Below are 25,045 nucleotides of genomic sequence, written 5' to 3'. Positions count from 1 at the left end.
GCGGCCAGATCTTGCATGAGTCACTCGTCGATCACCGACGTCGAACCCTACCGATACCAATCCCTCCCAGAACCGGCTCACCTATAGAAGCGTCGGCGTGTGGGTGTGGGTGTGGGTGTGGGTGGGGGTGGGGGTGGGGTGGGGTGGGGACGGGGTCAGGTGGGGTTGGCGGGGTGCCAGCGTCGGCGGGTTCCCCGGGGGAGCACCACGGCCAGCAGCGCCACGAGCGCCGCGGCGCCGCCTGTCACGCCGGCCACCAGGAGCGCCCGGTCCCGGGCCGCGGCCCGGCGGGACCGGCGGGCGAGCGTGGCCGGGTCCGGTCGGTCCGCCGGGAGCGCGGCCGCCAGGCCGGGCCGGGCGTCGGCCCCGCCGGGCGACTCGGTCACCGCGCGGTACGGGTTGAGCACCCCGGCGCCGTAGCCCTCGCCCCGCCCCGGTGCCGGGTCCGTGCCGGCCACGATCCGCCCGGCGACCTCGGCCGCGTGCAGCCCGGGGCGGTACTGCCGCAGCAACGCGGCGGTGCCGGCGACGAACGGCGTGGCGTAACTGGTGCCCTCCGCCCGGCGATGGCCCTGCCGGGGCGCCGCCATCAGCACCTCGCTGCCCGGGGCGACCAGGTCGACGTACGGGCCGGTCTGGGAGAACGCGGCACGCGTCCCGTCCCGCCCGATCGCGCCGACGCCGAGCACCCCGTCGTACGCGGCCGGGAAGGGGCGGGGATCACCGCTGTCGTGCAGGTTGCCGGCGGCGGCCACCACCACCACGTCCCGCCGCACCGCGTAGGCGACAGCGGCGCGCACCGCCGGGTCGTCCGCGTACAGCACGACCGAGAGGTTGAGCACGTCGGCGTTGTGGTCCACGGCCCAGCGGACGGCCCGGGCGAAGTCGGCCGCATCGACCGTACGCCCCGACTCCCGCCCGTCGACCACCTGCTGTTCACTGACGCGTACCGGCAGGATGCGCGCGCCCGGCGCGAGGCCCCGGAACGCGACACCCGGCACCGGCGCGGCGGCGATGATGCTCGCCACGCCGGTGCCGTGCCCGGCGCAGTCGCGGGTGCCGTCCCCGTCCGGGTCGAGGAAGTCGGCACCGGCCAACACCCGACCGGCGAGCTGCGGATGGGACCGGTCCACCCCCGAGTCGACCACGGCCACCACCACGCCCGCGCCGGTCGCGAGCGGGGCCAGCCGCTCCGGCGCGTACCGTTGCTGGGGCCACGGCTGCTCGGCCACCGGGCGGGCCGGCGCGGGCGGCGTGGCGCAGCCGGACGGCACGCGGGCCGCCGCCGCCGGGGCCGCCGGCAGACCGGAGACGAGGAGGGTCGCCAGCGCGACCGCGGTGGAGCGCGCGAGGGGCCGGGGCATCGACGACCTCCGTAACGTGTCGACTCCGGAACGGGATGTTAGCGCCTCGCCGACGCCACGGCCGACCGTCGATGGCCAGGCATTGTGATCTTGTTACCACCTTGTAGGTTGTAGGCGATGCCTGTGGCCTGTGCGCGGAAGGAGAGGTGGCCCGTGACCGGATGGGAGCCGGCCACCGAGGCCGAGGTGGCGATGCGGGACGCGCTACGAGCGCAGGACCAGCAACAATACTTCCGCGTGCTGACCCATGTCGATCTGGTGCTGCCGATCGCCGGCGGCCCGACCGCGGGGTGGGGCACCTGGACCTCCGAGGGTCGCACGCACGTGCTGGCCTTCACGTCGGTCGCCGCGCTGCGCGCCAGCCTGGGCGAGAACGCCGGTGCCACGCGCCTCGTCGCGTACCCGGACCTGGCCGCCGGCTGGCCCAACCAGGAGTGGTGGCTGGCGGTGAACCCGGGCCTGCCGATCGAGGGTTACCTGCCCGCCTGGTACGTGGCCCAGCTCGCCCGGGGCGACGTCCGGCTGCCCGGCCGGACCATGGGCGCCCGAGCCCGTCTGGAGCGGGTGGAGAGCGCCGCCCGGGCCACCCGCGACGGCGTCCCCGGGCCGCTGCGTGACAGCGTTCCCGGGCCGGCGCGTGACGGCGTCCCCGGTTCGGCACGCGACGTCGGCGCGGAATCCGGCCGGTTCGCTGTCCCCGAACCCGCCCGCGAGGCGCCGTCCGTTCCGGTTCCGACCGCCGCGACACCGCCGGCCCCGTCGGGCCGTGCCGGGCGGGTGGCGGAGGCCGAGGAGCCAGCCACCGTACCCATGCGATCCGTTCCCCTTCTCGGTCGCCGCGCCCCGACGGCGCCGCACCGCCGCCCGGTGCCCGGCGACCACGGGCGCGCCGGGGCGGGCGACGGGGCGGACCCGGACGCGCTCGACGGGTGGCTCACCGACCTGCGTCGCCGTCCCGACGAACCGGACCCGTTCGCGGCCGGCCGTGCGACGCCGGACGAGCCGCCCGCGCCGCCGCCCCCGCCACCGGCCCGCTCCTTCTTCGAGCCCACCTCGGGCCGCGCGACCCGGCGGCCCTCACCGCTGGACATCCCCAGGCGGTCCGGCGAGCGGGCGACGCCGCCCTCCCGGTTCGCCGGCGGCCAACCGTTTCCCCGGCGCCGGCCGCTGAACGAGCCGGTGCGCGAGGACCAGACCCGACCGTTCCGGGTGGGAGCGGACGAGCCCGCGCCGACGCCGGCCGAGCCGGCGGTGCCGTTCCGGCCGGCCCGCCCGCCCGAGGACATCCCTCGGACACTGCCCCGCCGGCACTCCGGCCCGCCCGCCCCCGACCGGTGGGCCGGAACGCGTACCGACGGTGACGCGCCGGGCTGGACCCCGCTCGACGACCCGACGGAGGCCGAGGCGCTGCCACCGTCGATGGCCGAGCCGGTGTCCGCCCCGCCCGCGCCGCGCCGGGACTTCACGCCGATCGTCATCGAGGGCACCGTCATCGAGGCCCGAGACCTGACCGCACCCGCGGCGACCGGGCCAGCTTCCGAGGTGTACGCCGCCACCGGCCCCGTCGTGTCCCGGGTGGACGCCGCCGAGCCGGCCGGGTCGCCGGCCGTCGACGTCAACGAGTCCGGGTGGGCTGACGACCGCAGGGCACCCGAATCATTCGCCACCGGGCCGTCTGTCTCCGGGCCGTCTGTCTCCGAGCCGTTCGTCTCCGGGCCGTCCGTTGCCGAGCCGTTCGTCTCCGGGCCGTCCGTTGCCGAGCCGTCTGCCGCCCGGCCGTCGGCCATCGACCCGTTCGACGCCGGGTCATCGGCCCTCACCGAGCCGTTCGCCACCGGGCCGCGCTCGGACCGGGTCGGATCGGCGTGGGAGACGACGACGGCACCGCTCTCGCCGGCCGCCGCCGAGCCGTCCCCGTCCCCGGCCAGCGAGCCGACCAGTTCGGTGATCGATCCGCTCCGACCGGCGGCCGAGGCATCCGTCCCGGCGGACGCGGCACCGCTGCCGACCGGGCCGGACGAGCCGACGGTGTCGCTCGCCCGGCCGGCCAGGTACCCGGACGAGCCGACGGTATCGTTGTTCGAGCCGACCACGCCGCTGTTCTCGCCTTCGCCGTCGCCGTCGCCGTCGCTGTCGCTTCCGCCGTCGTCTTCGCCGTCTCAGCCGTCGTCGCCAGCATCGGCGTCGCTGTCGGACGAGCCGGGCACCCCGGTGACGTCCTCCGCCGGGGAATCCACCAGGTCGCTGTTCGAGCCGTTGTCCTACCGGGCCGCGCCCGTCCCGGCCGAGCCGACGGTGTCCCTGTCTCCGCAGGTCCCGGACGAGCCGACGACGTTCCTGTCCAGCCCGGCCCCGGACGAGGCGACGTCCCTGTTCGCGCCGGTCGCGGCGGAGCCGACGGTGTCCCTGCCCGCGCCGGCAACCTCGGACGAGGTGACCACGTCGTTGTTCGCGCCGGCCGGGGACGAGGTGACCACCTCGTTGCCCGCGCCGGTCGCAGCCGAGCCGACGGTGTCCCTGTTCGCGCCGGTGCCCTCGGACGAGCCGACCACGTCGTTGTTCGCGCCGGTCAGCCGCCCGGCGGCGGACGAGCCGACCCCCTCATTGTTCGCGTCGGCGGCGGACGAGCCGACCACGTCACTCTTCGCGCCGGCGGCGGACGAGCCGACCACGTCACTCTTCGCGCCGGCGGCGGACGATTCCACCACGTCACTCTTCGCGCCGGCGGCGGACGATTCCACCACGTCACTCTTCGCGCCGGCCAGCCGGTCGGCGGCGGACGAGCCGACCACATCGCTCTTCGCGCCGTCGCCGTCCGACGAGCCGTCCCCGTCGTCGGAGACGGGGCTGGAGACGGAGACGATCCCGTACGTCACCGCCGAGGAGCCGCGCGTCGAGCCGGTGAGCGACGGCACCGGCCGCCCGGCGGTGGAGCCGGACTTCGTGCCGGCGAACGAGGTGGAGGAGGAGCTGCTGGCGGCTGCCGCCAGCGGTAACACCGACGGCTTCCTCACCACGCTGCTGCTGGCCCGGGTGATGTTGCCGGTCGCGTTCGACTCGGCGGCGGGCAGCCGGCCCGGCGATCCGGGTTTCTCCTGGCGTACCGAGACGGTCGACGGGGTGCGGTACGTGGTGGTCTACACCTCGCCGGAGCGGCTCGCCGATCACGCCGGCGGGCCGGTCGACACGGTACGGGTCAAGTTCGTTCAGCTCATCCGTCAGTGGCCGGACGTGGCCTGGTCGTTCCGGGTCAACCCGGACACGCCGGTCGGCGCGGCGTACCCGGGGGAGCAGGTCCTGGCGCTGGCCAACTGGGCCGCCGAGGTGGGGCTCGGCGACGACCCGGAGACCGAGCCGGAACCGCCCGCCACCGGACCGGCGCCCACGGCCGAGCCGCGCCCGGACGCGCCGGTGGCGAAGCCGACCCGGCCGGTGGTCATGCAGAAGGCCATCGCGGCGAGCCAGCTCGCCTACTACCTGGAGCGTGGCTACGACCGGGTGTCCGGCTTCGTGCACCGGGCCGGCGAGCTGGCCCACCTGCGTACGCCGGCGGAGCTGTTCGACGCGCTCGGTCTCGGCCATCCCGGGTCCCCGTTCTCCCGGGACGCCGAGGAGCTGTACCTGCTGCGCTGGCCGGCCTACCGGCCGAGCCTCTACCGGATCCCGTACGGCGGGCAGAACGAGGCCGCGATGCGGGCGATGGAGGGCTGGGTCATCGAGCGGTACCCGTTCCGGGGCAACGGCTTCGCGCCGGGCGAGAGCAGCGACGTGATCGCCGAGTTCAAGGTGGACAGTGCCCGGCTGCCGCACGGCGCCGAGCTGTGGCGGGTCGCCGCCGACGGCGATGCCCGGCTGGTCGCGGTGCTGGACACCGACGCGTTGCTGTGGCGGAAGGCGGACGGGGCGTGAGCCGCGACGGTTACGTGGCCCGGTGGCGCGGCCGGGAGTACCAGGCCAGCCCGGACGGTGACGACGTGCGGCTCTACCAGCCCGAACCGGGCGAGGGCTTCACCGAGGCGCGCCCCGGCCGGTACGTCCGGGTGGTGCCGGCGGCCGAGGTCGACGACCTGGCGTACGTGCGGACCACCTGCACCTGGCAGGGGCAGCCGTTCATCGTGCTGGCCGAGCACGAGGGCTGGCTGCGGGTGGAGTACACGGGTGGGCGTTGGCCGGTGGCGGAGGCGATGGGGCTGGAGGCGTTCGACTTCGGCGTCTACCAGGGCTGGGCGCCCGCGACCGAGGTGGCCGGCCTGGGCGAGCAACGGGTCTGAGTCAGGACTTCGCCCACCGCAGGATCTCACCGAGCACCACGTCGCGCGCCTCCACGTGCGGGAAGTGGCCCACCCCGTCGAGCAGCCGCCACTCGTACGGGGCGCTGACGTACCGGCCGGAGCCCTGCGCGGTGCGGGGGAGTGAGGCCCGGTCCAGCGCGCCGTGCAGTTGCAAAGTCGGGGTGACCAGCGGTTTCTGCATCAGCTTGACGAACCGGTAGCCGTGCAGCCGCAGCACCGACCGGAACGCCCAGCGATAGCCCTCCAGGGCGCAGAACGCGGCCTGCGGGATCTGCATCGCCACCCGGCAGCACCGGGCGTAGTCGTCGAAGTCCGGGCCGTCGACCCAGGCCGGCCCGCCCCAGCGGCGCAGCATCTCGGCCACCTCGGCGGCGTCGTCCCGGGTCAGCACGTGCTCGTAGCGGGGGAGCTGGAACTTCAGTGTGGCCGTGGCGGAGGCGAACTGGCCGCGCGGGTCCGCGACGATGGCGGCCCGCAGCCGCAGCGGGTGCGGTGCGCCGAGCACCACGAGCCGGCGGACCAGCGTGGGGTGGAACGAGGCGGCGGTCCAGCCGATGAGGCCGCCCGCGCCGGTGCCGACCACGGTGGCGGACCGCTCACCGAGCGCGCGGATCAGGCCGGCCACGTCGGCGGCGAGCGTGTAGCCGTCGTACCCCCGGGGTGGCTTGTCGCTCGCGCCGTAACCGCGCAGGTCGACGGCGACCGCGCGGAAGCCGGCGTCGGCGACCGCCGGCAGCATCTCGTGCCAGGCGTACCAGTATTCCGGGAAGCCGTGCAGGAAGAGCACCATCGGGCCGGTGCCCGCCTCGACGACGTGGAACCGGCTGCCGTTGGCGCCGACGAACCGGTGCGTCCACGGCCCTTCGGGCAGGACGCAGGATTCGTCGGCGAACCCGCCGCGCTGGTCGCTCATGGGGCACAGCCTAGGGCCGCCGGTCGCCCGCCGGCCCCGTAGGTGCCCAGGTTCAGGGGATTCTCCGGGACGGGACGTCGGGCGGGTCAGCCCACGCGTTCGATGCGCACCAGGCCGACCAGCCGTCCCGGCCCGCACTCCACACCCGCCGGCGGCGGGCCCACGGTGACCCGGACCCAGGTGCCGGTGGGCCAGGTGCCCTGGTCCGGGCCGTACAGGGCGTGTTCCTGGCCGTCGTCGGTGACCAGCGTGTAGCAGGGGCCGCTCCCACCGTGGCTGAGCCGGCCGGCGAGGACGTTCGGCTTGCGTTGGTCGGTGGGCAGCCGTGGTGGGCCGGTCGGCGGCCGGAGCGTCGGCAGATCGGTCGCGGAGAGCGGGGGCCGGCCGGTGGACGCGGCCGGGGCCGGCGCGGTCGGCGTCGGCGCGGTCGGGCGGGGGGCGGTCGGGGACGGGGGCGGCGGCGTGCCGCCGACGGGTCCGGTGGGTACGCCGGGACCGGCGGGGGATTCGGACGCGGACACGTCTCCTCCGTTCTCCGGGTTCGCGCAGCCGGCCAGCGCCAGGGCCAGCGGCAGTGCGAGGACCGCGGCGAGGCGGCGGTCGAGGGTTGTGGTCACCCGCTTGGGACGCGCCGCGGGTCGCGACGGTTCCCGCCCGGCACAGGGCGAGGCCCGGGCAGGTGACCTGCCCGGGCCTCGTCGTGGTGTGGCGTGGATCAGTGGCTCAGGAGAAGCGGACCTTCAGCGAGGTGCCGTCCTGCTCCAGGACCTTGATCTTGGTGCCGGTGGCCGGGAGCTTGACGCCGTGGTTCGGCAGCTCCGGGTACCAGTACTGCTTGGTGTCGTCGAACAGCGGCTGCGCGGCCTGGCCACGGATGTACTGCGGCTGGCTGTTGAGGTGCAGCGTGAACGAGTCCGCCTTCTTCAGGCCGAACGGCGCGTCGTAGACCTGGACGCGGGCCCGCCAGGGCGCCCCGGTCAGGTTGTAGATCGGCCGCGGGTGGGCGTCGATGATCATGTTCCGACCCTCACCCGGGTGCACGAACGTGTCGTTGTCCGCCCACCGGAGGTTCCAGTAGGAGATCAGCAGACCCTCCTGGTACGCGTAGTGGTCCACGTAGTCCGGGCGGGTGTTCGCGTAACCGAAGAAGTACGGGCCGGTCTTGAGGTACTTGTCGTACGAGACGTACGACCGGTTACCGGCGATGTAGTAGTTGTCGAACAGACGGGTGTAGGTCTCCTCGACGATGCTCCAGCCATTGAGCGTCCAGCCGGGGGCACCGGCCTCGGCGCCATCGGTGAGCAGCGTCTGACCGTCGGCGGTCACGGTGAGGGCGTCACCGTAGAAGCCGCCCTCGGACACGCCACCGTCGGTCTGGTAGCGGAGCCGGAACTGCACGGCCTTGCCGACGACCGAGTCCAGGTTGACGTTGACGTCGACCCAGTTGCCGTCGCTGGAGCCGTCCAGGGCGTAACGCCCGGGGGAGATCTCCTTCAGGGGCTGGCCGTTGGCCGTGCCCGGGAGCGAGACCCAGTTCTGGCCACCGTCGGTGGAGGCCTCGAAGAAGAGGTAGTCGAAGTCCGCCTCGATGCTGTAACGGCCCTTCATCGACACCGCGGCGCTGCTCTTCCCCGTGAGGTCGATGCTCCGCGTCATCGTGGTGTTCAGGTCGTCCTCGTTGCCCGAGAAGAACTGCTTCGTACCCTCGAACGGCTTGCCGTTCTGGAACTCGTACGCCCGCTGCGGCAGCACCACCACGGCGGCCTGCGCCTTGGCGGAGTTGTACTCCTGCGGGCCCAGCTCCAGGGTGCGCTTCTGACCGGCGACGACCACCTCGTAGTCGAGCCAGCCGAGCTGGAGCTTGTTCCAGGCGCCGAGGTCGCCGCCGCGGTCGCCGATGCCGGCGTCGTTCTTGGCGCCGAGCCGGCTCTGGGCCATCAGGGTCCAGTGCTCGTTGTTGTTGTCCCCACCACTGGTGACGTTGTAGTCGTCCGGCAGACCGAGGTCGTGGCCGTACTCGTGGTAGAAGACGCTCCGGCCACCGTTCTCCGGCTGGATCGTGTAGTCACCGATCCAGACGCCGGTGTTGCCGATCTGGGTGCCGCCGGCCGGGAAGTTCTCCGGACCGGTGTTGCCCTGGTCGCTGGCGAACGCGTACCAGCGGTGGCTCCAGATCGCGTCCTCACCCTGGATCGGGTCACCGTCGGCCTGGTCGCCGCCGGCGTGGACGATCTGGAAGTGGTCGATGTAGCCGTCCGGCTCGTTGAAGTTGCCGTCGCCGTCGAAGTCGTAACGGTCCCACTCGTCCATCGACTTGACGTCGGCCGCGATCTCCTCGTCGGAGCGGCCCTGGGCCTTCTGGTCGGCGACCCACTGGTTCGCGGCGTCGCGGACCAGCGCCCAGGTGTTGTTGCAGACGTTCGAGGCGCACGGGTAGCCGTTGGAACGGCCGTAGCGGGCCTCGTTGTACTTGACCTTCACCCAGTTGGTGACCTCGCCGTCGACGCTGTACCGACCCGAGGACTGGGCCTCGTAGTACTGCTTCAGCGACTCGTCACCGGGGTTGGTGCCGAAGTACAGCTGCCGGAAGTGGTCGGCGCTGAAGTCCGGCTGCCAGATCGTGGAGTTGTCCACAGCCCGGTTGGGCTCGGGGATCTGGTTGACGAGCGGACCGTCGAACCGGGTCGGACCCGGCACAGCCGGGGCGGTGTCCTGGTCCGGGTAGTTCGGGTGCCGCTCGTCGCCGAACTCCGCGAGGATGACGAAGATCTTGTCGGTCTTCTCGCGGGACAGCTCGACGTACTGGTCCTCGGTGGGACCCTTGCCGGCCCTGGTGCTCTTGGCGGCCTTGCCCGCCGAAGCACCCTCGGCAGCCTTCTCGCCAACCTTGACGACGGTGCTGCCGTTGATCTTCTGGGCCTTCGCCCGGCCCGAGAGAACCTCGCTCAGGCCCTCCTGGCGCAGTGCGCGCCGCTTGTCCTCGAGCGGGTTGGGCAGGTCGTGCTCAGCCTGCGCAGGCTCGGCCACCGACGGGGCGGCGGCTGGCAGCTTCGGCGTCGGCGCGGCGCTGGCGGACGTGCCCGCCATCAGCCCCGTTGCGGTCAGCGAAAGCCCGAGCAGACCCACTGCGACTTTGCGCACGTGGTACCTCCGGTGTGAGGGAACCGGCCCCATGGGGGTACGGGCCGGTGGAACGTCCCACAAGTGGGACCCACGGTGAACATAGACACTGCTGGGACTGCTGTGAAGATGTGTGCGTCGATTTGTAGCAACTTTTTGTTGGGGTTGACTTTCGCCGTCACACTCTGCTTCGTCACCAAGGCGTTGACCAGCGGCGATGGCCGTTCGGCCGAAGGCAGCGAAACGGATGGATATACGGAACGGGCCGGGAGCGCTACCGCTCCCGGCCCGTCCGTCATCCGGCTCGTCCGGCCCGTATTCCGGGCATTCCGGTTCCGGTTTGAAGGTGTTGATCAGCTCCGCGGCGGAACCACGTACACCTGGGCGTACGAGTTGTCCTTGGCGGCGCGCTTGATGATGATCGACGTGCCGTACCCGACGCCCGCGTCACCCGGGTTGCCGGTGCCGAGCACGATCGCCCCGCCACCCAGCGTCGTACCGTAGTAGTCGGTCGCCGGGGTGCCGTCCGGGTTCACCACCCGGGTCGTGTACTGCTGGTTGCCCTTCGACGGGACCACCACCGAGGCGTCGTTGTCCCGCGCGTACGGCGAACCGTCGCGGATCTCGATGCCCGGGTACCAGCCCTTGTTGTCGGTGAAGCCCCGCACCGGCGCCTGCGCGCCGAACTTCGTGCAGTACTCGCTGTACGGCTCGTCGGCCGCCTCCAGGCACTCCTTGAACGGGTAGGTCTTCGTCAACCCGAACGCGGCGTTGGAGGACTGCGGCCGGCTGGGCAGGTTGTCCAGCACCGACGGGTCCTTCTCGGCCGCCACGCCCGTGCGACGCAGCGGGTCGTTGTGCGAGTCGACGATCAGCAGCCCGCCCTTGGCGCCGTAGCTGGGCAGCGCGGTCATCTGCGCGGTGACGTGGTTGACGTCGCCGAGCTCGGTGTCCCGGTACCAGACCAGCATGCCGGGCGCGTTGTACGCGATCCGGTCGACCTTCCACGCCTCGTGCGAGTAGACGGTGTCGTAGGCGTACTTGAGGCCCTTGTCGAAGCCGTCGAAGTTGCGCCACTCGGCCAGGTAGTAGTGCGAGCGGACCTGGGTGCCCGAGTCGACGTGCCAGCCCGCGCCGGTGGTGTCGGTGAACGTGCCGCCGGTCTGGGTCCAGCCGGCCGCGCCGCCCTCGACGTCGTCGCTCCAGGTGGTCGCGCCGCCGCCGGTCACCGAGAAGTCGTCGGCGAACCAGCCGCGTTCCTGGAACGCCTCGTCGGTGGCGTACCGCAGCCGCACCTGCACGGTCTGCCCGGCGTACGGCGAGAGGTCCACGTAGTCGTGGCGCCAGCCGCCGGTGCTGCCGGTCAGGCCGTACTTCTTGTTGCCGAAGTCGACCATCCGGCCGTTCGGGTCGGCGTAGCCGTCATCGGTGGAGACCAGCGCTCCGGACTCGTCGTACACCTTGCGCTCGGTCCAGGTGGCGCCGCCGTCCGTGGAGACCTCGACGAAGCCGTAGTCCCAGTCCTCCTCGATGACGTAGTCGTTCCACATCCAGAACTTCGCGTCGGCGGCGTTCGGGACACTCACCGTGCGGCTCAGCTTGACGTCCGCCCACGCCTGGTCGGCGCCGGAGTACCACATGTTCGCGCCGCTGTGCGGCTCGGCCAGCGTGATCACCTTGTCCGGCAGGTCGATCTTGATGCCGTCCTCGGTGCCCACCGGCGTACGCGAGGTCTGCCCGAGCTTGACCAGCTTGGCCCGGTCGCCCGGCCCGAACGTCTTCGGCTCGGCCCAGCCGAGCACCCACTTGTCCCAGAGGCCCATGTGGGTGGGGAGCGCCTGGAAGATCTCACCGGAGTGTGAGCCGGACGCCATCAGGTCCCAGAAGTCCACGTCGGAGTCGGCGTTGCCGGACGTGTCGTAGAGGTCCGGCAGGCCCAGGTCGTGCCCGAACTCGTGGGCGAAGACACCGACCCCGGCGTCCTCCGGCTGCACGATGTAGTTCGACACCTTCAGGCTCGTGCCCGGGATGGTGTAGCCACCGGCCACCGTGGAGGAGTGCGCCCAGACCGAGTAGACGCCGACGTCGCCGCCGCCACGGGACTTGCCCTGGTTGGCGTGCACCAGCACCAGGTGGTCGATCACGCCGTCCGGCTCGTGGTAGTTGCCGTCGCCGTCGCGGTCGCTCTGGTCCTCGATGTCGTAGTCGGCCCAGGGGAAGCTCGGGTCGGCGGCGGCCAACGCGTCGATCGCGTCGGTGGCGAGCCGGCCCGCGCCCTGCGGGTTGTCCGGGTGACCGTTCATCGACTGCTCACGGCCGGCGACCCAGTTGCCGTTCTCGTCCTGGAAGCAGCGGGAGGCGGCGTACCAGCCCTCCGAGTGCGGCACCGTGATCCACGGGCTGGCCTGCCCGTCCACGGTGTACGCGTTCTTGGACATCTCCAGGTACATGTTGTGCATGGTCCGACCGGCGAGGCTGATGCCCGGCTTGCCGTCCGGCCCCTTGAGGTCCTTGCGGACCCGCTCGGTGATGCCCTGCTTGGTGTAGAGCATCTTGTTGTAGTGGGCCGGCGAGAAGTCCGGCACCCACATCGAGTTGTTGTCCTTGTGCGGCAGCGTGGCCGGGTTCGGGATGGTGTTGTGCCGCGGCCCGTTCTGCACCGTGCCGGGCACGCAGGTGCGGTCCTCGAAGACCGTCTTCGGCACCATCACGCCGGTGAAGTCGTCGTTGGCCTTGTCGTTGAACTCCACCAGCAGTGTCAGCAGCTTGGCGGTCTGGGTGTTCTTGGCCTTCTTGATCGCGCGAGGGCTCTGGCCGGTCCGGATGGACTTGGCCTCCAGCTTGGCCAGCTCACGGGCCGCGATCGGGTTGCCGCCGGCGTACTTGCGGTCGTAGGCGCGGGCCTCGTCCGCCGGTGCGGAGAAGACCCCGTCCTTGCCCTTGGCCTCCTTGCCGCCGGTGTCCGGCTGCACCTCGGGCTCGGCATAGTTGATGTAGAACTCATCCGCCGCGATGGTGGCCGGCGCGGACCGGGACGGCTGAGCCGACGCACTACCCGTCACGGTCAGCGACGTGGCCGCGAGGGCGATGGCGGGCAGCGCGACGAGTAGTCGTCGGCGGGCCCGGGACTGCGAACTGGGGAGCATGCCACTCCGTTCGTAGGGAATGGTGAGGGACCGGCCGTCTCAGTGACGCGTGTCGAAAATTGCCGGTGCGGCTGAACGTAGTCGACGGGAAGCACCATCGACAGGGGTGAACAGGCCAGTGCTCCTCCGCCGATCGACCGGCACGGCTCCCGGGTACGGCGAGGGGCGGGCCGCCGCGCGACCCGCCCCCTGCCGTACCGGTGTCGTCAGTCCTCGTCGGACTTGCCGCCGCTCATCCCCGACGAGATCAACTCCATCACCGAGGAGTCCTGCAACGTGGTCACGTCGCCCAGCGACCGGTTCTCCGCCACGTCCCGCAGCAACCGGCGCATGATCTTGCCGGAGCGGGTCTTCGGCAGCTCCGGCACCAGCATGATCTGCCGTGGCTTGGCGATCGGGCCGAGCGTCCTCGCCACGTGGTTGCGCAGCTCGGCGATGAGCTGCTCACCCGCGTCGCCGGTGATCTCCGCGCTGCCGCGCGGAATGGCGAACGCGACGATCGCCTGCCCGGTGGTCGGATCGGTCGCGCCGACCACCGCCGCCTCGGCCACCGACGGGTGGCTGACCAGCGCCGACTCCACCTCCGTGGTGGAGATGTTGTGCCCGGACACCAGCATCACGTCGTCCACCCGGCCGAGCAGCCAGATGTGCCCGTCGTCGTCCTTCTTGGCGCCGTCACCGGCGAAGTAGACCCACCTGTCGCCGGCGTTGGCGCCCGCCCCGAACCGCGACCAGTACGTCTCCAGGAACCGGTTGTCGTCACCCCAGATGGTGCGCAGCATCGACGGCCACGGCTCGGTGAGCACCAGGTAGCCACCCCCGCCGTTCGGCACCGACTCGCCCTGGTCGTCGACCACGTCGGCGACCACGCCGGGCAGCGGGGTCATCGCCGAACCCGGCTTCGCCTCGGTCACCCCCGGCAGCGGCGAGATCATCATCGCCCCGGTCTCGGTCTGCCACCAGGTGTCGACCACCGGCAGCTCACCGCGCCCGACGTACTGCCGGTACCAGATCCACGCCTCCGGGTTGATCGGCTCACCGACGCTGCCGAGCAGCCGCAGCGACGACAGGTCGTAGCCCGCCGGGATGTCCTCGCCCCACTTCATCATGGTGCGGATCAGCGTCGGCGCGGTGTACAGGATGCTGACCCGGTACCTGTCGACGATCTCCCAGAACCGGCCCTTGTGCGGGGTGTCCGGCGTGCCCTCGTACATGACCTGGGTGGCGCCGTTGGAGAGCGGGCCGTAGACGATGTAGGAGTGCCCGGTCACCCAGCCGATGTCGGCGGTGCACCAGTAGACGTCGGTCTCCGGCTTCAGGTCGAACACCGCGTGCGTCGTGTACGACGTCTGGGTCAGGTAGCCGCCGGTGGTGTGCAGGATGCCCTTCGGCCGGGCGGTGGTGCCGCTGGTGTAGAGGATGAACAGCGGGTGCTCGGCGTCGAACGCCTGCGCCTCGTGCTCCGGCGCGGCGGTCTCCACCGTCTCGTGCCACCAGTGGTCCTTCGCCGACCAGCCGACCTCCTCGCCGGTGCGGCGGACGACCAGCACGTGCTCCACCGACGGGCAGTTCGCCACCGCCTCGTCCACGGTCGGCTTGAGCGCCGACGGCTTGCCCCGCCGGAAGCCGCCGTCCGCGGTGATCACCACCTTGGCGCTGGCGTCCTGGATCCGGTTGGTCAACGCGTCGGCGGAGAAGCCGCCGAACACCACGCTGTGCGTGGCGCCGATCCGGGCGCAGGCGAGCATCGCCACCGCCGCCTCCGGGATCATCGGCAGGTAGATCGCCACCCGGTCACCGGCCGTCACACCCAGCTCGGTCAGCGCGTTCGCCGCCTGGCAGGTGAGCCGGTGCAGGTCCGCGTAGGTGACCGTGCGGGTGTCGCCCGGCTCGCCCTCCCAGTGGATCGCCACCTTGTCGCCGTGGCCCGCCTCCACGTGCCGGTCCAGGCAGTTGTACGCCACGTTGAGCCGGCCGCCGGTGAACCACTTCGCGAACGGGGCGTTCGACCAGTCGAGCACCTGCTCCCACGGCTGGGCCCAGCTCAGCCGCTCGGCCTGACGCGCCCAGAAGGCGAGCCGGTCGGCGGTCGCCTCCTCGTACGCCTCCGCGGTCACGTTGGCGTTCGCGGCGAGTTCGGCCGGCGGCGGGAACTGGCGCGTCTCGTTCAGCAGATTGGCCAATGCCTCGCTCATACGGTGACTCCTTCGTCGCGTGACCTGCGTCTCCCTACTCCGGGGAAGGTTAGCCGCGGCACCGACGGCCCGCGACCGCCCGCCCCGCTCCGCGCGCTCAGCGGCTCCCCCTCCGCGCCGAGGTGCAAGGCCGGGCCCCCGCTCGGCCCTTCCGGTCGTGTCGCTAGCGTGACGGGGTGACCACCGATCCGCTCGCCCCGCTGCTCGCGCTCGCCGACGTCGCGCCCGCCGTCGAGCAGGCCCGGGACCGGGTCGACCAGGCCCACCGGCACCGCGCGCTGCGCCGCCAGGGCGGCCCGCTCGCCGCCGAGATCAGTCTCCGCTCGGCCGTCGCCAGCGCCGCACTGGAGGGCCGGGACCACGACCGCGAGGAGGTACGCGCCGGCACCGTCACCGATCCGGTGCTCCAGGGCGCGCTGCGGGTCGCCGGTGCGCTGCCCGGCCTGAGCGACCTCTGGCCGAAGGCGCCCCGACAGGTGCTCGCCCGGCTGCACGTGCTCGCCGCCCGGGACGTGGTGACCGAGGAGGAACTGGGCCGCCCGGTCGCCGACCCGGTGGTGGCGGCCCGCCTCGACGGCCTGTCCGGCCTGGTGGCCGGCGGCACGAAGGTACCGCCGCTGGTGCTGGCCGCCGTCGTGCACGGCGAACTGCTGAACCTGCGCCCGTTCCCGGGCCCCTCCGGCGTGGTCGCCCGCGCCGCCGCGCGACTGGTGCTGATCTCCACCGGGTTCGACCCCCGCGGGCTGGTCGCGGTGGACGTCGGGCACCGTGAGCGGGAACCGGAGTACGTCGGCGCGGCCGGCGCCTTCGCCACCGGCACCCCGGACGGCCTGCGTTCCTGGCTGCGGCACTACATGGCCGCGGTGGAGGTCGGGGCGGAGCAGATCACGCTCATCGGCGACGAGATCCTCACCGCCTCCTGACGCGCGCTGCCTCCTGGGTGCTTCCGGCTCCTGGGTGCGGCCGCTTTCTGGGGGTGCTGTCTTCGGGTTGTGTTGTCTTCTCGTGGTGCCGCCTTCCCGGCGGTCGCGGCCGAGCCGGGTCAGGCGGTGGGCGCGACGGCCCGGGTGCGGCGGTGCCGGCCGTACCAGGCGATGCCGATGGCGACACCGACACCCACGCCCAGCGCCGCCGCCGCGACCGGCACCGCCGGCCGCTCCCGCAACCGGCGGCCCAGCGGGATCGGGTGCCGGAACTCCAGCACCGGCCAGGCGTTCTCCATCGCCAGCCTGCGCAGCGCCCGGTCCGGGTTGACCACGGACGGGTGGCCCACGCACTCCAGCAGCGGCCGGTCACTGTACGAGTCGGAGTACGCGTACGACTCGGCCAGGTCGTAGTCGCGCTCCTGGGCCAGCTCGCCCACGGCGTCGACCTTGCGCGGGCCGGCCGCGTAGAACTCGACCTCGCCGCTGTAGCGGCCCTCGACGACCGACATCCGAGTGGCGATCACGTCGGTCACCCCGAGCAGCTCGCCGATCGGCCGGACCATCTCCTCGCCGGAGGCGGAAACCAGCACGACGTCCCGGCCGGCAGCCTGGTGCTCCTCGATGAGGGCGGCTGCTTCGGCGTACACGTAGGGGTTGATCAGCTCGTGCAGCGTCTCCGCGACGATCTGGCGGACCTGTTCCACCGGCCAGCCCTTACAGAGCGTGGCCAGATAGTCCCGGGTGCGGGCCATGGTTTGCTCGTCGGTGCCGCCCAGCCGGAACATCAGCTGCGCGTACGCCGACTTGACCACGTCACGCCGAGTGATCAGCCCGTCCCGGTAGAACGGCCGACCGAACGCCAGAGCGCTCGACTTGGCGATGACGGTCTTGTCGAGATCGAAGAAAGCGGCACCACGGCCCACGGCGCGAAAGTCTAGCCGGACGGGACGCCCAGAGCCGCCCGCCCCGGACCCCTAACCTGAGGTGCACCCGGCTGAGTGACGCCGGTCACATGGACGCGCAAGAAATTAGCTTTGCGTGGAGTGAACACCACTCGACGTATAAGGGTCGGCTGCGGCATGCTTGTCCTCACGACGGGAGTTCACGTCCCGTCGCTGCTGGAGGCCCTCGGCGGTTGCACCCCCCGTGACCGCTGAGTCGGTTCGGCTCGACCCCCCCGGAGCCGAACCACCCCGACGACCCCCGTCTCCCCCCGACGGGGGTCGTCCCTTTCCGGGGAGCGCTCCCGCCCTGGTGGGAGCGCCTTTCCCGACTCGGCCGGGTCGGGCGCCGGGCGGAAAGTCAGCGAGCGGCAGCCGCGCCCGGCCTCTCGTCGGCACTCCGTCCTCACCAACCGGACCCTGAGGAGCGAACAGCCGAACGGGTACGAGGATCGGCGTGTGCTCGCCCCGCCTGTTTCAGGTGCCACCTTGATGCCCTCCACCCAGATTCACTGCTCGCGCTCCGGGCGGTTGAGCACCAGGCGGACGCCGGTCACCCGGAGCATCATCGGCCCGTCGGATGGGCGGTAGCGGTCGGCCGCCTCCACCCGGAGCACATGTCCAAGCCGTATCCGAAGGTCAAACACCACGACTCCTTGTCGTCCGCGCCAGCGGCGGCGTGCTCCTCTGAAGGCCGGTAATCCGCGCTAAGACCTCCCGCTTCGCCGACGCCTGCCCGTCGGTCGGGTTGATGACGTAGCCGATCAGCCACACCCAGCCGTCATACGCCGGCCAGTCACCGATCGCGGTCACCCGCAGCCACAGCGCCCGATCGCCGCCGAACTGCACCGATGCGCGATCGTCGAGGAAGACCAGTTCACCCGGCCTGGGCGCACCTACCGGAACCGGGTGCCTTCTGCGGGGCGCCGGGGTGGGCGGGCTCTCTCGGGACCGGCGCTCGGGTCGCGGTCCCGTGCCAGCACCCACCCCGGGCCAGCCTCAACAGGTCGCCGGGCGGCCGGAGCCCGGCAGTTGGTCGAATACGTTCAGCCCTGTCATGGAGACAGGTTGTGGCACGTACCGCCCAGTGACCCGGAAAATCCTTCCGGGGTCGCCGCCGGACGAGGGGAGAAGGTGAAACGGTGCACCGGACAACCAACACCCTGACCATCGGCGAGCGCATCGCCTGGTACCGCCGCCGGCGCGGCCTGTCGCAGGAAGTCCTTGCCGGGCTCATCGGCCGCACCGCTGATTGGCTCGGAAAGGTCGAGAACAACCGAATCGAGCTGGACCGGCTCTCTGTCATCAAGTCCCTTGCCGAGGTCCTGGACGTATCCCTCGGTGACCTCCTCGGCGAACCTGTGCTGCTTGACTGGACCGCCGACACCGGCACCGACACCGTCCCCGCTCTCCGGTCGGCGCTGATGAACTACCGCGCCATTGCCCCGTTCGGCGGCACCTTCCACGGCGAGCCACCGACCGTTGCCATGCTGCGGAAGGACGTCGGCGCACTCTGGGACGCCTACCAGGACTCCCGATTCGGGTACGTCACCGGCCGACTACCCGACCTGCTCCACCGCGCCCAGGCCGCTGCCGACCGCCACGAGGGCGACGACCAGGACCAGGCCCGCCGGCTCCTCGGCCTTGCCTATCAACTGACCGCCACCCAGCTCACCAAGCTCGGAGAGGTCGACCTCGCCTGGATCGCTGCCGACCGCGCCCTCGCCCGTCGCCGCGTCGACGTGCTGTGGGCGCTGCTGAGCGACAATCGCTGCTTCCAACTCCAACCACCGCCACCAGCGCCCGTCTAACTCACCGATGAAACGTCCGACCTGCCGGACCTGGCTGGCGGGGCGCTGCCCCGCACCCCGACCCTCCCTCGGAGACCACCAACCGGGCTCTCCTCGGCCGGGCACCCACAGGGCAGCCCGAGAACCCCGGTCGGGTCAAGGCTCGCCGGAGGCGACCGCGTAGCGGCTTGGCCTTGACCCGACCGGGAACCTCGGGCAGGGACGAGCCTGCCCGACCGAGGAGACCCCTACCGCAGGGGCGCGTCAGCCGCCGACAGCCCGGCACAATCCGACCGTGACGATCACAATCACCAACTACCGAGAGCTGTTCGCCAACATCCACGAACGCCCCCAGATGTGGCTCATCCGAGAAGACTTCGCCAGCGTCGTGGCCTTCATCGAAGGATGCGACCAGGCAAACGCCCGGACCTTGCTGACCGGCTTCCAACCATGGCTGGTCACTCAAGCCGGCTGCCTAAACAACCACGTCTGGTGGAGCATCGTCGCTCACCTGACCGAACCCATCGGTCCCAAAAACTTCCGCGACATGGACCCGGACCTAGACGCCCGCACCGTCGAGAGCCTGTTCGACCTCCTCGACGAGTTTCTCGAACTACGCGACGAGCACGACGGCACAAACCGCATCTTCGCTGCCCACGAGCAGTGGCGCCGCCTCCGCGAACTGAACGGATGCAGCGCCACCGACGCACCCAACTGCCCCACCGTCCCCTGGCCCCGAGCCGCCAGCCGAATCAAGCCCAACAGCCCCACCCCTTGACAACAACCATTGAGACTGGTCCGGTAGGGCGCTCCACCTTGTCGCCTTGGCCCTGGTCCGCTCCCATGGTGTGTGGGTCGGCGGCAGACGGGATGGCATCAACGAGCGACGGCAACCGGCTGGCTGCGGCTCCAGGAGGGCCGGAGGAGTTGAGAGCCTGCGCGAAGATGGGGTCATGCCCTTGGACTGGCTGCTCCCTTTAGTAACTACCCTCGCGGGAGGCGTAGTAGGCGTCTCCGGCACATTGGCCGCAACTAGGCTCCAACGAAATACTCAGTTAAAGATTTTCGAGAAGCAGCGCGCCGACGCGTTACGGGAACGCAACTGGGCCGAGCGTAGAGACGCCTACGTCCGATTCGTTGAAACATCTGTGCAAGCCTTGAACTCCTGCATGGCCATCCGAGTGTTGGGGCGTGAGTTTAAGGCGAACGAATTTCCCACCCTCAGAGCCCTTCTCGACAAGCTGCGTCACATTGAAGCCGAACTGACATTACTTGGCACTCACGCCGTTGCGGAATGCGCGCGGGATGTACTCGCGACTGCTCTACGCATGGCCGCAGTCGTCTTGCATGGCGATGAAGAATATGAGCTGGCGCGAGACTCTTTCAATCGTGCTCGCCACATTATGGTGGAGCTAATGCGCCTCGATCTCGACGGTGAGGAGATCAACGCGGGGACCTATCGCAAGATCGATCAGGCGATGGGTGTGTTCCCGAACCCGTTCGCGCCTGGCGGCAAGAGCACACCGTTCCCCGAGTAGTTGAGGGCCGTGACGTATCAGGTTAGGGCTGCTCAAAGGCAGTTGGCGGTACAGCTTCAGTAGCCTCTGCGGGCCGACGTCGGCGGCTCGGGTTCATGGTGGTCGGTAGCGTCAAGGCGATCCGACGGATGAGTGGCTGTACAGCCATTCGTGCAGCCAGGCCCACCGGCGGAACAGTCCGGCGCCGACGGCAGGCGCCAGGGCGGGCAGGTCAGCAGCAGTCACCGACGCTGGACGACAGAGGGCTTGATCTTTGCAAAGCAGGGCTATCACGACTGCCCGACGACGGGCATGATGTGCGAGTGATCAACCAGCACGAGGCCCGTGGAGTGGCGGAAGGGGCGCTTCGGACGATGTCCTCGGAGCCTGGTGTACCCCCGCTCGCGATCACGGAGGTGGAGGAACACCCTGGCTGTTGGGTCTTCTACTACCAGTCGGCCCGTTACCTCCAGACCGGGTCCTTCCTCGACTCGGTCGCGGGTAACGCGCCGATCGTCGTCGATCGGAACACGGGGCAGCCTCATGTGACCGGAACCGCCCGGTCGACGGCGTACTACCTCGCGGAGCTCGCGGACGGCCGGCACACGTGCGAACTCTGTCGCCCGCCGAGCTTCACGCCGCAGCTTTAGGTGCAGGGTTCAGTCCTTGCTGGTACAGCAACGGAGTACAGCAACCGCCCCACCCTGAGCGATCTCGTGCGGTGACTAGCAACCTCGCCAGCAGCATGGGCAGCCGAATGGAGCCGCATCGCCCGGAGCTACGGATTAGAAGTCGGCGGTTGTGGAGGCTTCCGAACCGAAACTTCTATCACAGGGATGGCCGGTTCATCGCCGATTAGAGCCTTGAACCCTCCCCCAAGATCTTCTCCTACACGCCATCCTGCGGGCCAAATGTCATTCCGACCGGATCGTGCCGTAACCCTCGCATTACTGAGCTGCGGCCTGAGATGGAAGGTTGCACTCTCAAAATCTGCGTCGCCAGTGAAGACTGCTCTGGCAAATTTTGGCCGACCGCTGAACTTCGATCCACTGAAGGAGACGTCGTGGGCAAAGGTTGCCGAAACGAAACCCACTTCGCCGGCAAAGGCGACGTCGCCGAAAACGGTGAGGCCCTTAAATCGGCTGCTGTGAAACCAAACGTCGGCCCTGAAGGAAGCTTCGTTGAACCACACAGGGTCGCCGAATGACGCTCTCTGGAAGGAGGCGTCCGCTCGGAACGTCGCCTCGACGAACCATGTTTGTCCGGCGAAGGTCGCGCCGCTGAAGCCGGCATACTTGCCGAACGTTGCCTCTACAAACAAGGCGTCGTCGTCGAACTTCGCTCTCGTAAATCCTGTTCTGCCGTTGAACGTTGCCTGGGTGAAGCCCGCGTTGTTATCGAATACCGCCTCGCTGAACCAGGCATCGCCGTCGAACGTCGTGCCGCTGAAGCTTGTGCTGCCTATGAAGTGTGAATGCGTGAAGTTCGCTTCATGCATGTAGCCCTTATCTAACTGCCATTCAATGAGCACAGCACCGGTAAGATCCACGCTTATGTTGGGCCAGAACGACTCGATGGGATTGGCTTCCAGTATTGCGACGTCCTCTGCTTTGGCACCCTCGGGTAGACGAAGGTGAGCCAACAGAATTCGTTGAGCCGTCAGCCTCACCTGGAGTTCTTGGTGAGGATCACGACTGCTTTCTGGGCGTTCATTGGACAGGAGTGGCAATTCCCCTACTGAGTTGGAGGAGCTTTCCGCGATAGGCAAAGCATCGCGCAGAACCGAGGTCGGCACCTCGTAGGGCATCCGAAGGTAGGCGCAGAGGACGTTGATTACCGTTTGTCGTTGACTGGGACTATTTTGGGCTACCCGTTCAAGGGCGTACAGGCCACCCAGTCGCACAGCCGCGTCAGCCGAACCTAGCTGCTCGACCGCCTTAGTATACAATTCCGTCACGCGCCGTTCTGCGGCGTCGGTTTCGGTATGCGCCTGCGTCTTAAGCGCCAGCTTGTGCGAGTCCTCCGAAAGCTGCTGCCGCCGGACAGCCAAAAGCAGTGCAGCGACTGCGCCACTTGCTGCCAAGAGTCCGATCCCGTACTTTATCGCCTCGATCTGCAGGTTGGCCCGATCAGCCGCCGTCGAAGTCTTCGCAACTTGTAACATTGCCACCAAGGCTGCAATTCCGACGACTGCTACTAGGCAGACCGCGGACGCGATGCCTCGTTCCGACAGCAGCCATGGCCACTTGCGCTGGTCCTCCAGTGCAACGTCGTTGCGAGTGCCCAGCACCCAACTCCCGCGAGGATCAACAAGACGCCAGGGATGCCGACCACGGCCAGGAAGAGATGATCGCCCAGAACTTCTGCGACGTCCGCCCACGGTACGAGCCTCCACGGCCTCAGGTCGATGAGTACTGCGATCGCGAGCAATCCAACGCCAACAGGCAGCAGCCATCGAGTGATCCGGGAGGTTGTCACATAGGTATGGTGGCTGAACTCCGGGCACCGGCGCCAGGCAGAAGCGGCCTTGCCACGGGCTATGCAGCGGTTAGAGGCAGCGGGGAGGCAGTGAACCCGCCGCGTCCCGCGAACAAGTGCTATTAACGGGCGAGCATGCAGCTGAGCTGACCAGCATCGGTCGATAAGGGATGACAGAAGACGACGCACCACGCCCAGGTTAGGGACGAAGAGGCCGCTGGCTGTGCAACTGCCGAAGCGGGCATGCCATCCAGGGCAGAGCCGCGCAGGATTTTCGGACGACACGGCTGTCCGGATCGACGGCGGTGTGAGCATCAGTCATGTTTCGGACAGCTAGATAGACCAGATGACCGGCCCTGCATGTCACCAGTGCTGGTTAAGGTGACCGTCCCGCTGCCAACAATTGAGGAACTTCAAGGAGCTTCTGCGTGGAGGCATCTGAGAACGAGCTAGCCATCCCGGTTGACTACGTGCCCGGCGCGCAAGGCCACGGTGTTCTCGCCGTCGGCCCAGACAGCGATGGTGGCGACGCGTTGGCCGTGTGGCGGCTCAGCCCGACCGGCCGCGCCGGTGGAGCGTGGGTTGTTCGCTTCGAAGAAATCGAGCGAGACTCCGAGCAACTCTGTCAGATCATGGGCATGTTGCAGGATCGCTGCTTGGTCGACGGGAACGAAGAGGCCCCCATCGCAGCTCTGGCCCGGGTCGCCGAGGTCTTGCCGGCCGAACTGGTCACCACCCTGCAGCGCAGTATCGTCACCATCCCCGAGCTACTGACAGAGATCAGCGAACACCGGTCCACCTATGCTGCCGCGGTCGAACAACACAAGGCAGGCACCAAATCGAAGATCGCTCCGTTGGCGTGGCCTACCGAGATGCCAGAGAAGGCGGACTTTGCCCAGTGGGCTGCTCGGGCCCACTCCACGGCAGCGTCACCGGTTGCGGCGACGGCTCTGGCGCTGACCGCCGCCGTCGCCAATACCGCGCAACTGTGGCAGGACACAGAACAGGCGCGGTACCGCCGGGTCTACCTTCGCTCGCTGGGCGAGCCGCAGCCCTTGCCGCCGCGGTGGTTGGCGCGACTACGCGAGGCAGTCGCCAGCACCTCCTTTGTCTCAAGGTAGGGAGCCACGTGTACGCAGTCATCGACCTCGAAACGACAGGTTTCCGCACCAGCTGGCACGACCGAATCGTCGAGGTGGCGGTTGTCCACGTCGACGAGAACGGCCACGTTACCGACGAGTGGTGCAGCCTGGTCAACCCAGATCGCGACCTCGGGCCGCAGGCCATCCACGGCATTTCGGCGGCCGAGGCTCGGCAGGCACCCCGCTTCGATCAGCTTGCTGGTCACCTCGCCGGCATGCTGCGCGGCAAGGTTTTAGTCGCCCACAACCTGACGTTCGACGGCCCGTTCCTGCACGCCGAGTACCAACGCGCCGGGATCCCTGCACCCATCGACCAGGTCGCGGGCCTCTGCACGATGCGTCTGGCCTCACACTTCCTGCCCTCGGCTGGTCGCAGCCTCCACGACTGCTGCCGAGCCGCTGGACTCCCGCCACACCAGGCCCACTCGGCCCTGCATGACGCAAGAGCCGCCGCCCAGCTCCTCAGCTACTACCTCACAGCAGCCGGCAGCCCACCACCATGGGAGAATGCAGCAACGGTCGCAGCAATGCTCTCGTGGCCACCGATTGCCACGCAGCCAGTGGTGGCGATTCAACGGCGTACCGCTGGCCACCGGGAACAGCACTTCCTCGCACGAATGGTCGATAGGCTGCCCCGACTGCACGAACCACGGGGCGACGCCTACCTGGACCTGCTCGACCAAGTGCTCCTTGACCGGCACATCTCTGCCACGGAAGCCGACGCGCTTGTCGCCACAGCGGAGGAGTTCGGGCTACACCGCGTTGACGTTGAGCACCTGCACCGAACCTACCTGGCAAGCCTCGCTGGGATCGCGCTCGAAGACGACATCTTGACCCCAGACGAGCGTAGCGACCTGGACCAGGTTGCTCGGTTGCTAGGCCTCCAGCAATCCGACGTCGACCACGCCCTGGCTACCGCTGCCACAGTCATCCCACAGCAGCGTCGCCCCGGCACATGGCAACTCCAACCGGGTGACGTAGTCGTCTTCACCGGCGCCATGGAGCCGCCTCGGTGCGAGTGGGAGGAAGAGGCAAGAGCTGCAGGCCTAGACGTGGGCAACAACATCACCAAGAAGACGCGCCTGCTAGTTGCCGCGGACCCCGACACGATGTCGGGTAAGGCGAAGAAAGCTCGTCAGTACGGCATCCCGATCGTTCATCCGACCGCTTACCAGAACATGTTGACCGGACTTGCCGCCCTGTCTTCTAGCTAGGCTGGCT

19 protein-coding genes are annotated in these 25,045 nt (G+C 69.7%); 9 read left to right on the top strand and 10 right to left on the bottom strand.

The genetic code is table 11. The features are described from left to right. Positions 1-155: 155 nt before the first annotated feature. Entirely contained in the window at positions 156-1,364 is a 1,209-nt protein-coding gene (gene mycP, locus ACIA6B_RS32085; protein WP_396779167.1) for a type VII secretion-associated serine protease mycosin, read from the bottom strand. Positions 1,365-1,517: 153 nt separating this feature from the next. Here mycP and ACIA6B_RS32080 point away from each other — a divergent pair, with 153 nt between their 5' ends. Further along, positions 1,518-5,273, top strand: coding sequence for an SseB family protein (locus tag ACIA6B_RS32080; protein WP_396779165.1), 3,756 nt, complete (start codon positions 1,518-1,520; stop codon positions 5,271-5,273). After that, positions 5,270-5,635: a hypothetical protein gene (locus ACIA6B_RS32075; RefSeq protein ID WP_396779163.1), complete on the top strand. Its 366-nt coding sequence runs from the start codon at positions 5,270-5,272 to the stop codon at positions 5,633-5,635. Before ACIA6B_RS32080 ends, ACIA6B_RS32075 begins: the two co-directional genes overlap by 4 nt. A 1-nt stretch (position 5,636) precedes the next feature. On the opposite strand, the gene ACIA6B_RS32070 is transcribed toward ACIA6B_RS32075, so the two are convergent. The 5 genes from ACIA6B_RS32070 to acs form a co-directional block, all read right to left on the bottom strand. Continuing rightward, entirely contained in the window at positions 5,637-6,569 is a 933-nt protein-coding gene (locus ACIA6B_RS32070; protein ID WP_396779161.1) for an alpha/beta fold hydrolase, read from the bottom strand. 86 nt (positions 6,570-6,655) lie between these two features. Continuing rightward, a complete protein-coding gene (locus tag ACIA6B_RS32065; RefSeq protein WP_396779159.1) occupies positions 6,656-7,186 on the bottom strand; it encodes a hypothetical protein in 531 nt (176 codons plus the stop codon). A gap of 106 nt (positions 7,187-7,292) precedes the next feature. Further along, positions 7,293-9,695: an immune inhibitor A domain-containing protein gene (locus tag ACIA6B_RS32060; protein ID WP_396779169.1), complete on the bottom strand. Its 2,403-nt coding sequence runs from the start codon at positions 9,693-9,695 to the stop codon at positions 7,293-7,295. Between the two features lie 347 nt (positions 9,696-10,042). Next, the gene (locus ACIA6B_RS32055; protein WP_396779157.1) at positions 10,043-12,835 is read right to left on the bottom strand and encodes an immune inhibitor A domain-containing protein; all 2,793 of its coding nucleotides are present in this window, start codon (positions 12,833-12,835) and stop codon (positions 10,043-10,045) included. A 206-nt stretch (positions 12,836-13,041) separates the two neighbouring features. Beyond that, positions 13,042-15,030, bottom strand: coding sequence for an acetate--CoA ligase (acs, locus tag ACIA6B_RS32050; protein WP_396779155.1), 1,989 nt, complete (start codon positions 15,028-15,030; stop codon positions 13,042-13,044). A gap of 176 nt (positions 15,031-15,206) precedes the next feature. Between acs and ACIA6B_RS32045 the strand changes: the two genes are divergently transcribed. After that, positions 15,207-15,953: an oxidoreductase gene (locus ACIA6B_RS32045; RefSeq protein ID WP_396779153.1), complete on the top strand. Its 747-nt coding sequence runs from the start codon at positions 15,207-15,209 to the stop codon at positions 15,951-15,953. A 119-nt stretch (positions 15,954-16,072) separates the two neighbouring features. Here the strand turns inward: ACIA6B_RS32045 and ACIA6B_RS32040 are convergent, their stop codons facing one another. From ACIA6B_RS32040 to ACIA6B_RS32030, 3 genes are all read right to left on the bottom strand, one after another. After that, positions 16,073-16,879, bottom strand: coding sequence for an HAD family hydrolase (locus ACIA6B_RS32040; protein WP_396779151.1), 807 nt, complete (start codon positions 16,877-16,879; stop codon positions 16,073-16,075). A 527-nt stretch (positions 16,880-17,406) separates the two neighbouring features. Beyond that, entirely contained in the window at positions 17,407-17,544 is a 138-nt protein-coding gene (locus ACIA6B_RS32035) for a hypothetical protein (RefSeq protein WP_396779149.1), read from the bottom strand. Next, the gene (locus ACIA6B_RS32030) at positions 17,537-17,746 is read right to left on the bottom strand and encodes a hypothetical protein (protein WP_396779147.1); all 210 of its coding nucleotides are present in this window, start codon (positions 17,744-17,746) and stop codon (positions 17,537-17,539) included. Before ACIA6B_RS32030 ends, ACIA6B_RS32035 begins: the two co-directional genes overlap by 8 nt. Positions 17,747-18,039: 293 nt before the next feature. On the opposite strand from ACIA6B_RS32030, the gene ACIA6B_RS32025 reads away from it, so the two are divergent. The 4 genes from ACIA6B_RS32025 (at position 18,040) to ACIA6B_RS32010 (ending at position 20,854) form a co-directional block, all read left to right on the top strand. Continuing rightward, positions 18,040-18,708: a helix-turn-helix domain-containing protein gene (locus ACIA6B_RS32025; RefSeq protein WP_396779145.1), complete on the top strand. Its 669-nt coding sequence runs from the start codon at positions 18,040-18,042 to the stop codon at positions 18,706-18,708. Positions 18,709-18,982: 274 nt separating this feature from the next. Beyond that, the gene (locus ACIA6B_RS32020; RefSeq protein WP_396779143.1) at positions 18,983-19,465 is read left to right on the top strand and encodes a hypothetical protein; all 483 of its coding nucleotides are present in this window, start codon (positions 18,983-18,985) and stop codon (positions 19,463-19,465) included. A gap of 175 nt (positions 19,466-19,640) precedes the next feature. Then, the gene (locus ACIA6B_RS32015; protein WP_396779141.1) at positions 19,641-20,225 is read left to right on the top strand and encodes a hypothetical protein; all 585 of its coding nucleotides are present in this window, start codon (positions 19,641-19,643) and stop codon (positions 20,223-20,225) included. 302 nt (positions 20,226-20,527) lie between these two features. Further along, positions 20,528-20,854 carry a YrhB domain-containing protein gene (locus ACIA6B_RS32010; RefSeq protein ID WP_396779139.1) on the top strand — a complete coding sequence of 109 codons (327 nt, stop codon included), beginning with the start codon at positions 20,528-20,530 and terminating at the stop codon, positions 20,852-20,854. 128 nt (positions 20,855-20,982) lie between these two features. Here the strand turns inward: ACIA6B_RS32010 and ACIA6B_RS32005 are convergent, their stop codons facing one another. Continuing rightward, positions 20,983-22,494, bottom strand: a complete 1,512-nt coding sequence (locus ACIA6B_RS32005; protein ID WP_396779137.1) for a pentapeptide repeat-containing protein — start codon at positions 22,492-22,494, stop codon at positions 20,983-20,985. Between the two features lie 616 nt (positions 22,495-23,110). Between ACIA6B_RS32005 and ACIA6B_RS32000 the strand changes: the two genes are divergently transcribed. Continuing rightward, positions 23,111-23,803 carry a DUF6218 family protein gene (locus ACIA6B_RS32000; RefSeq protein WP_396779135.1) on the top strand — a complete coding sequence of 231 codons (693 nt, stop codon included), beginning with the start codon at positions 23,111-23,113 and terminating at the stop codon, positions 23,801-23,803. Positions 23,804-23,811: 8 nt separating this feature from the next. Further along, positions 23,812-25,038, top strand: a complete 1,227-nt coding sequence (locus tag ACIA6B_RS31995) for an exonuclease domain-containing protein (RefSeq protein ID WP_396779134.1) — start codon at positions 23,812-23,814, stop codon at positions 25,036-25,038. The last annotated feature ends 7 nt before the right edge of the window (positions 25,039-25,045 follow it).

It is taken from the genome of Micromonospora sp. NPDC051141 (genome assembly GCF_044455765.1).
In the GTDB taxonomy this organism is placed as follows: Bacteria; Actinomycetota; Actinomycetes; order Mycobacteriales; family Micromonosporaceae; genus Micromonospora.
The sequence above is the reverse complement of the archived record's forward strand: the minus strand, read 5'-3'. Positions and strand labels throughout refer to the sequence as shown.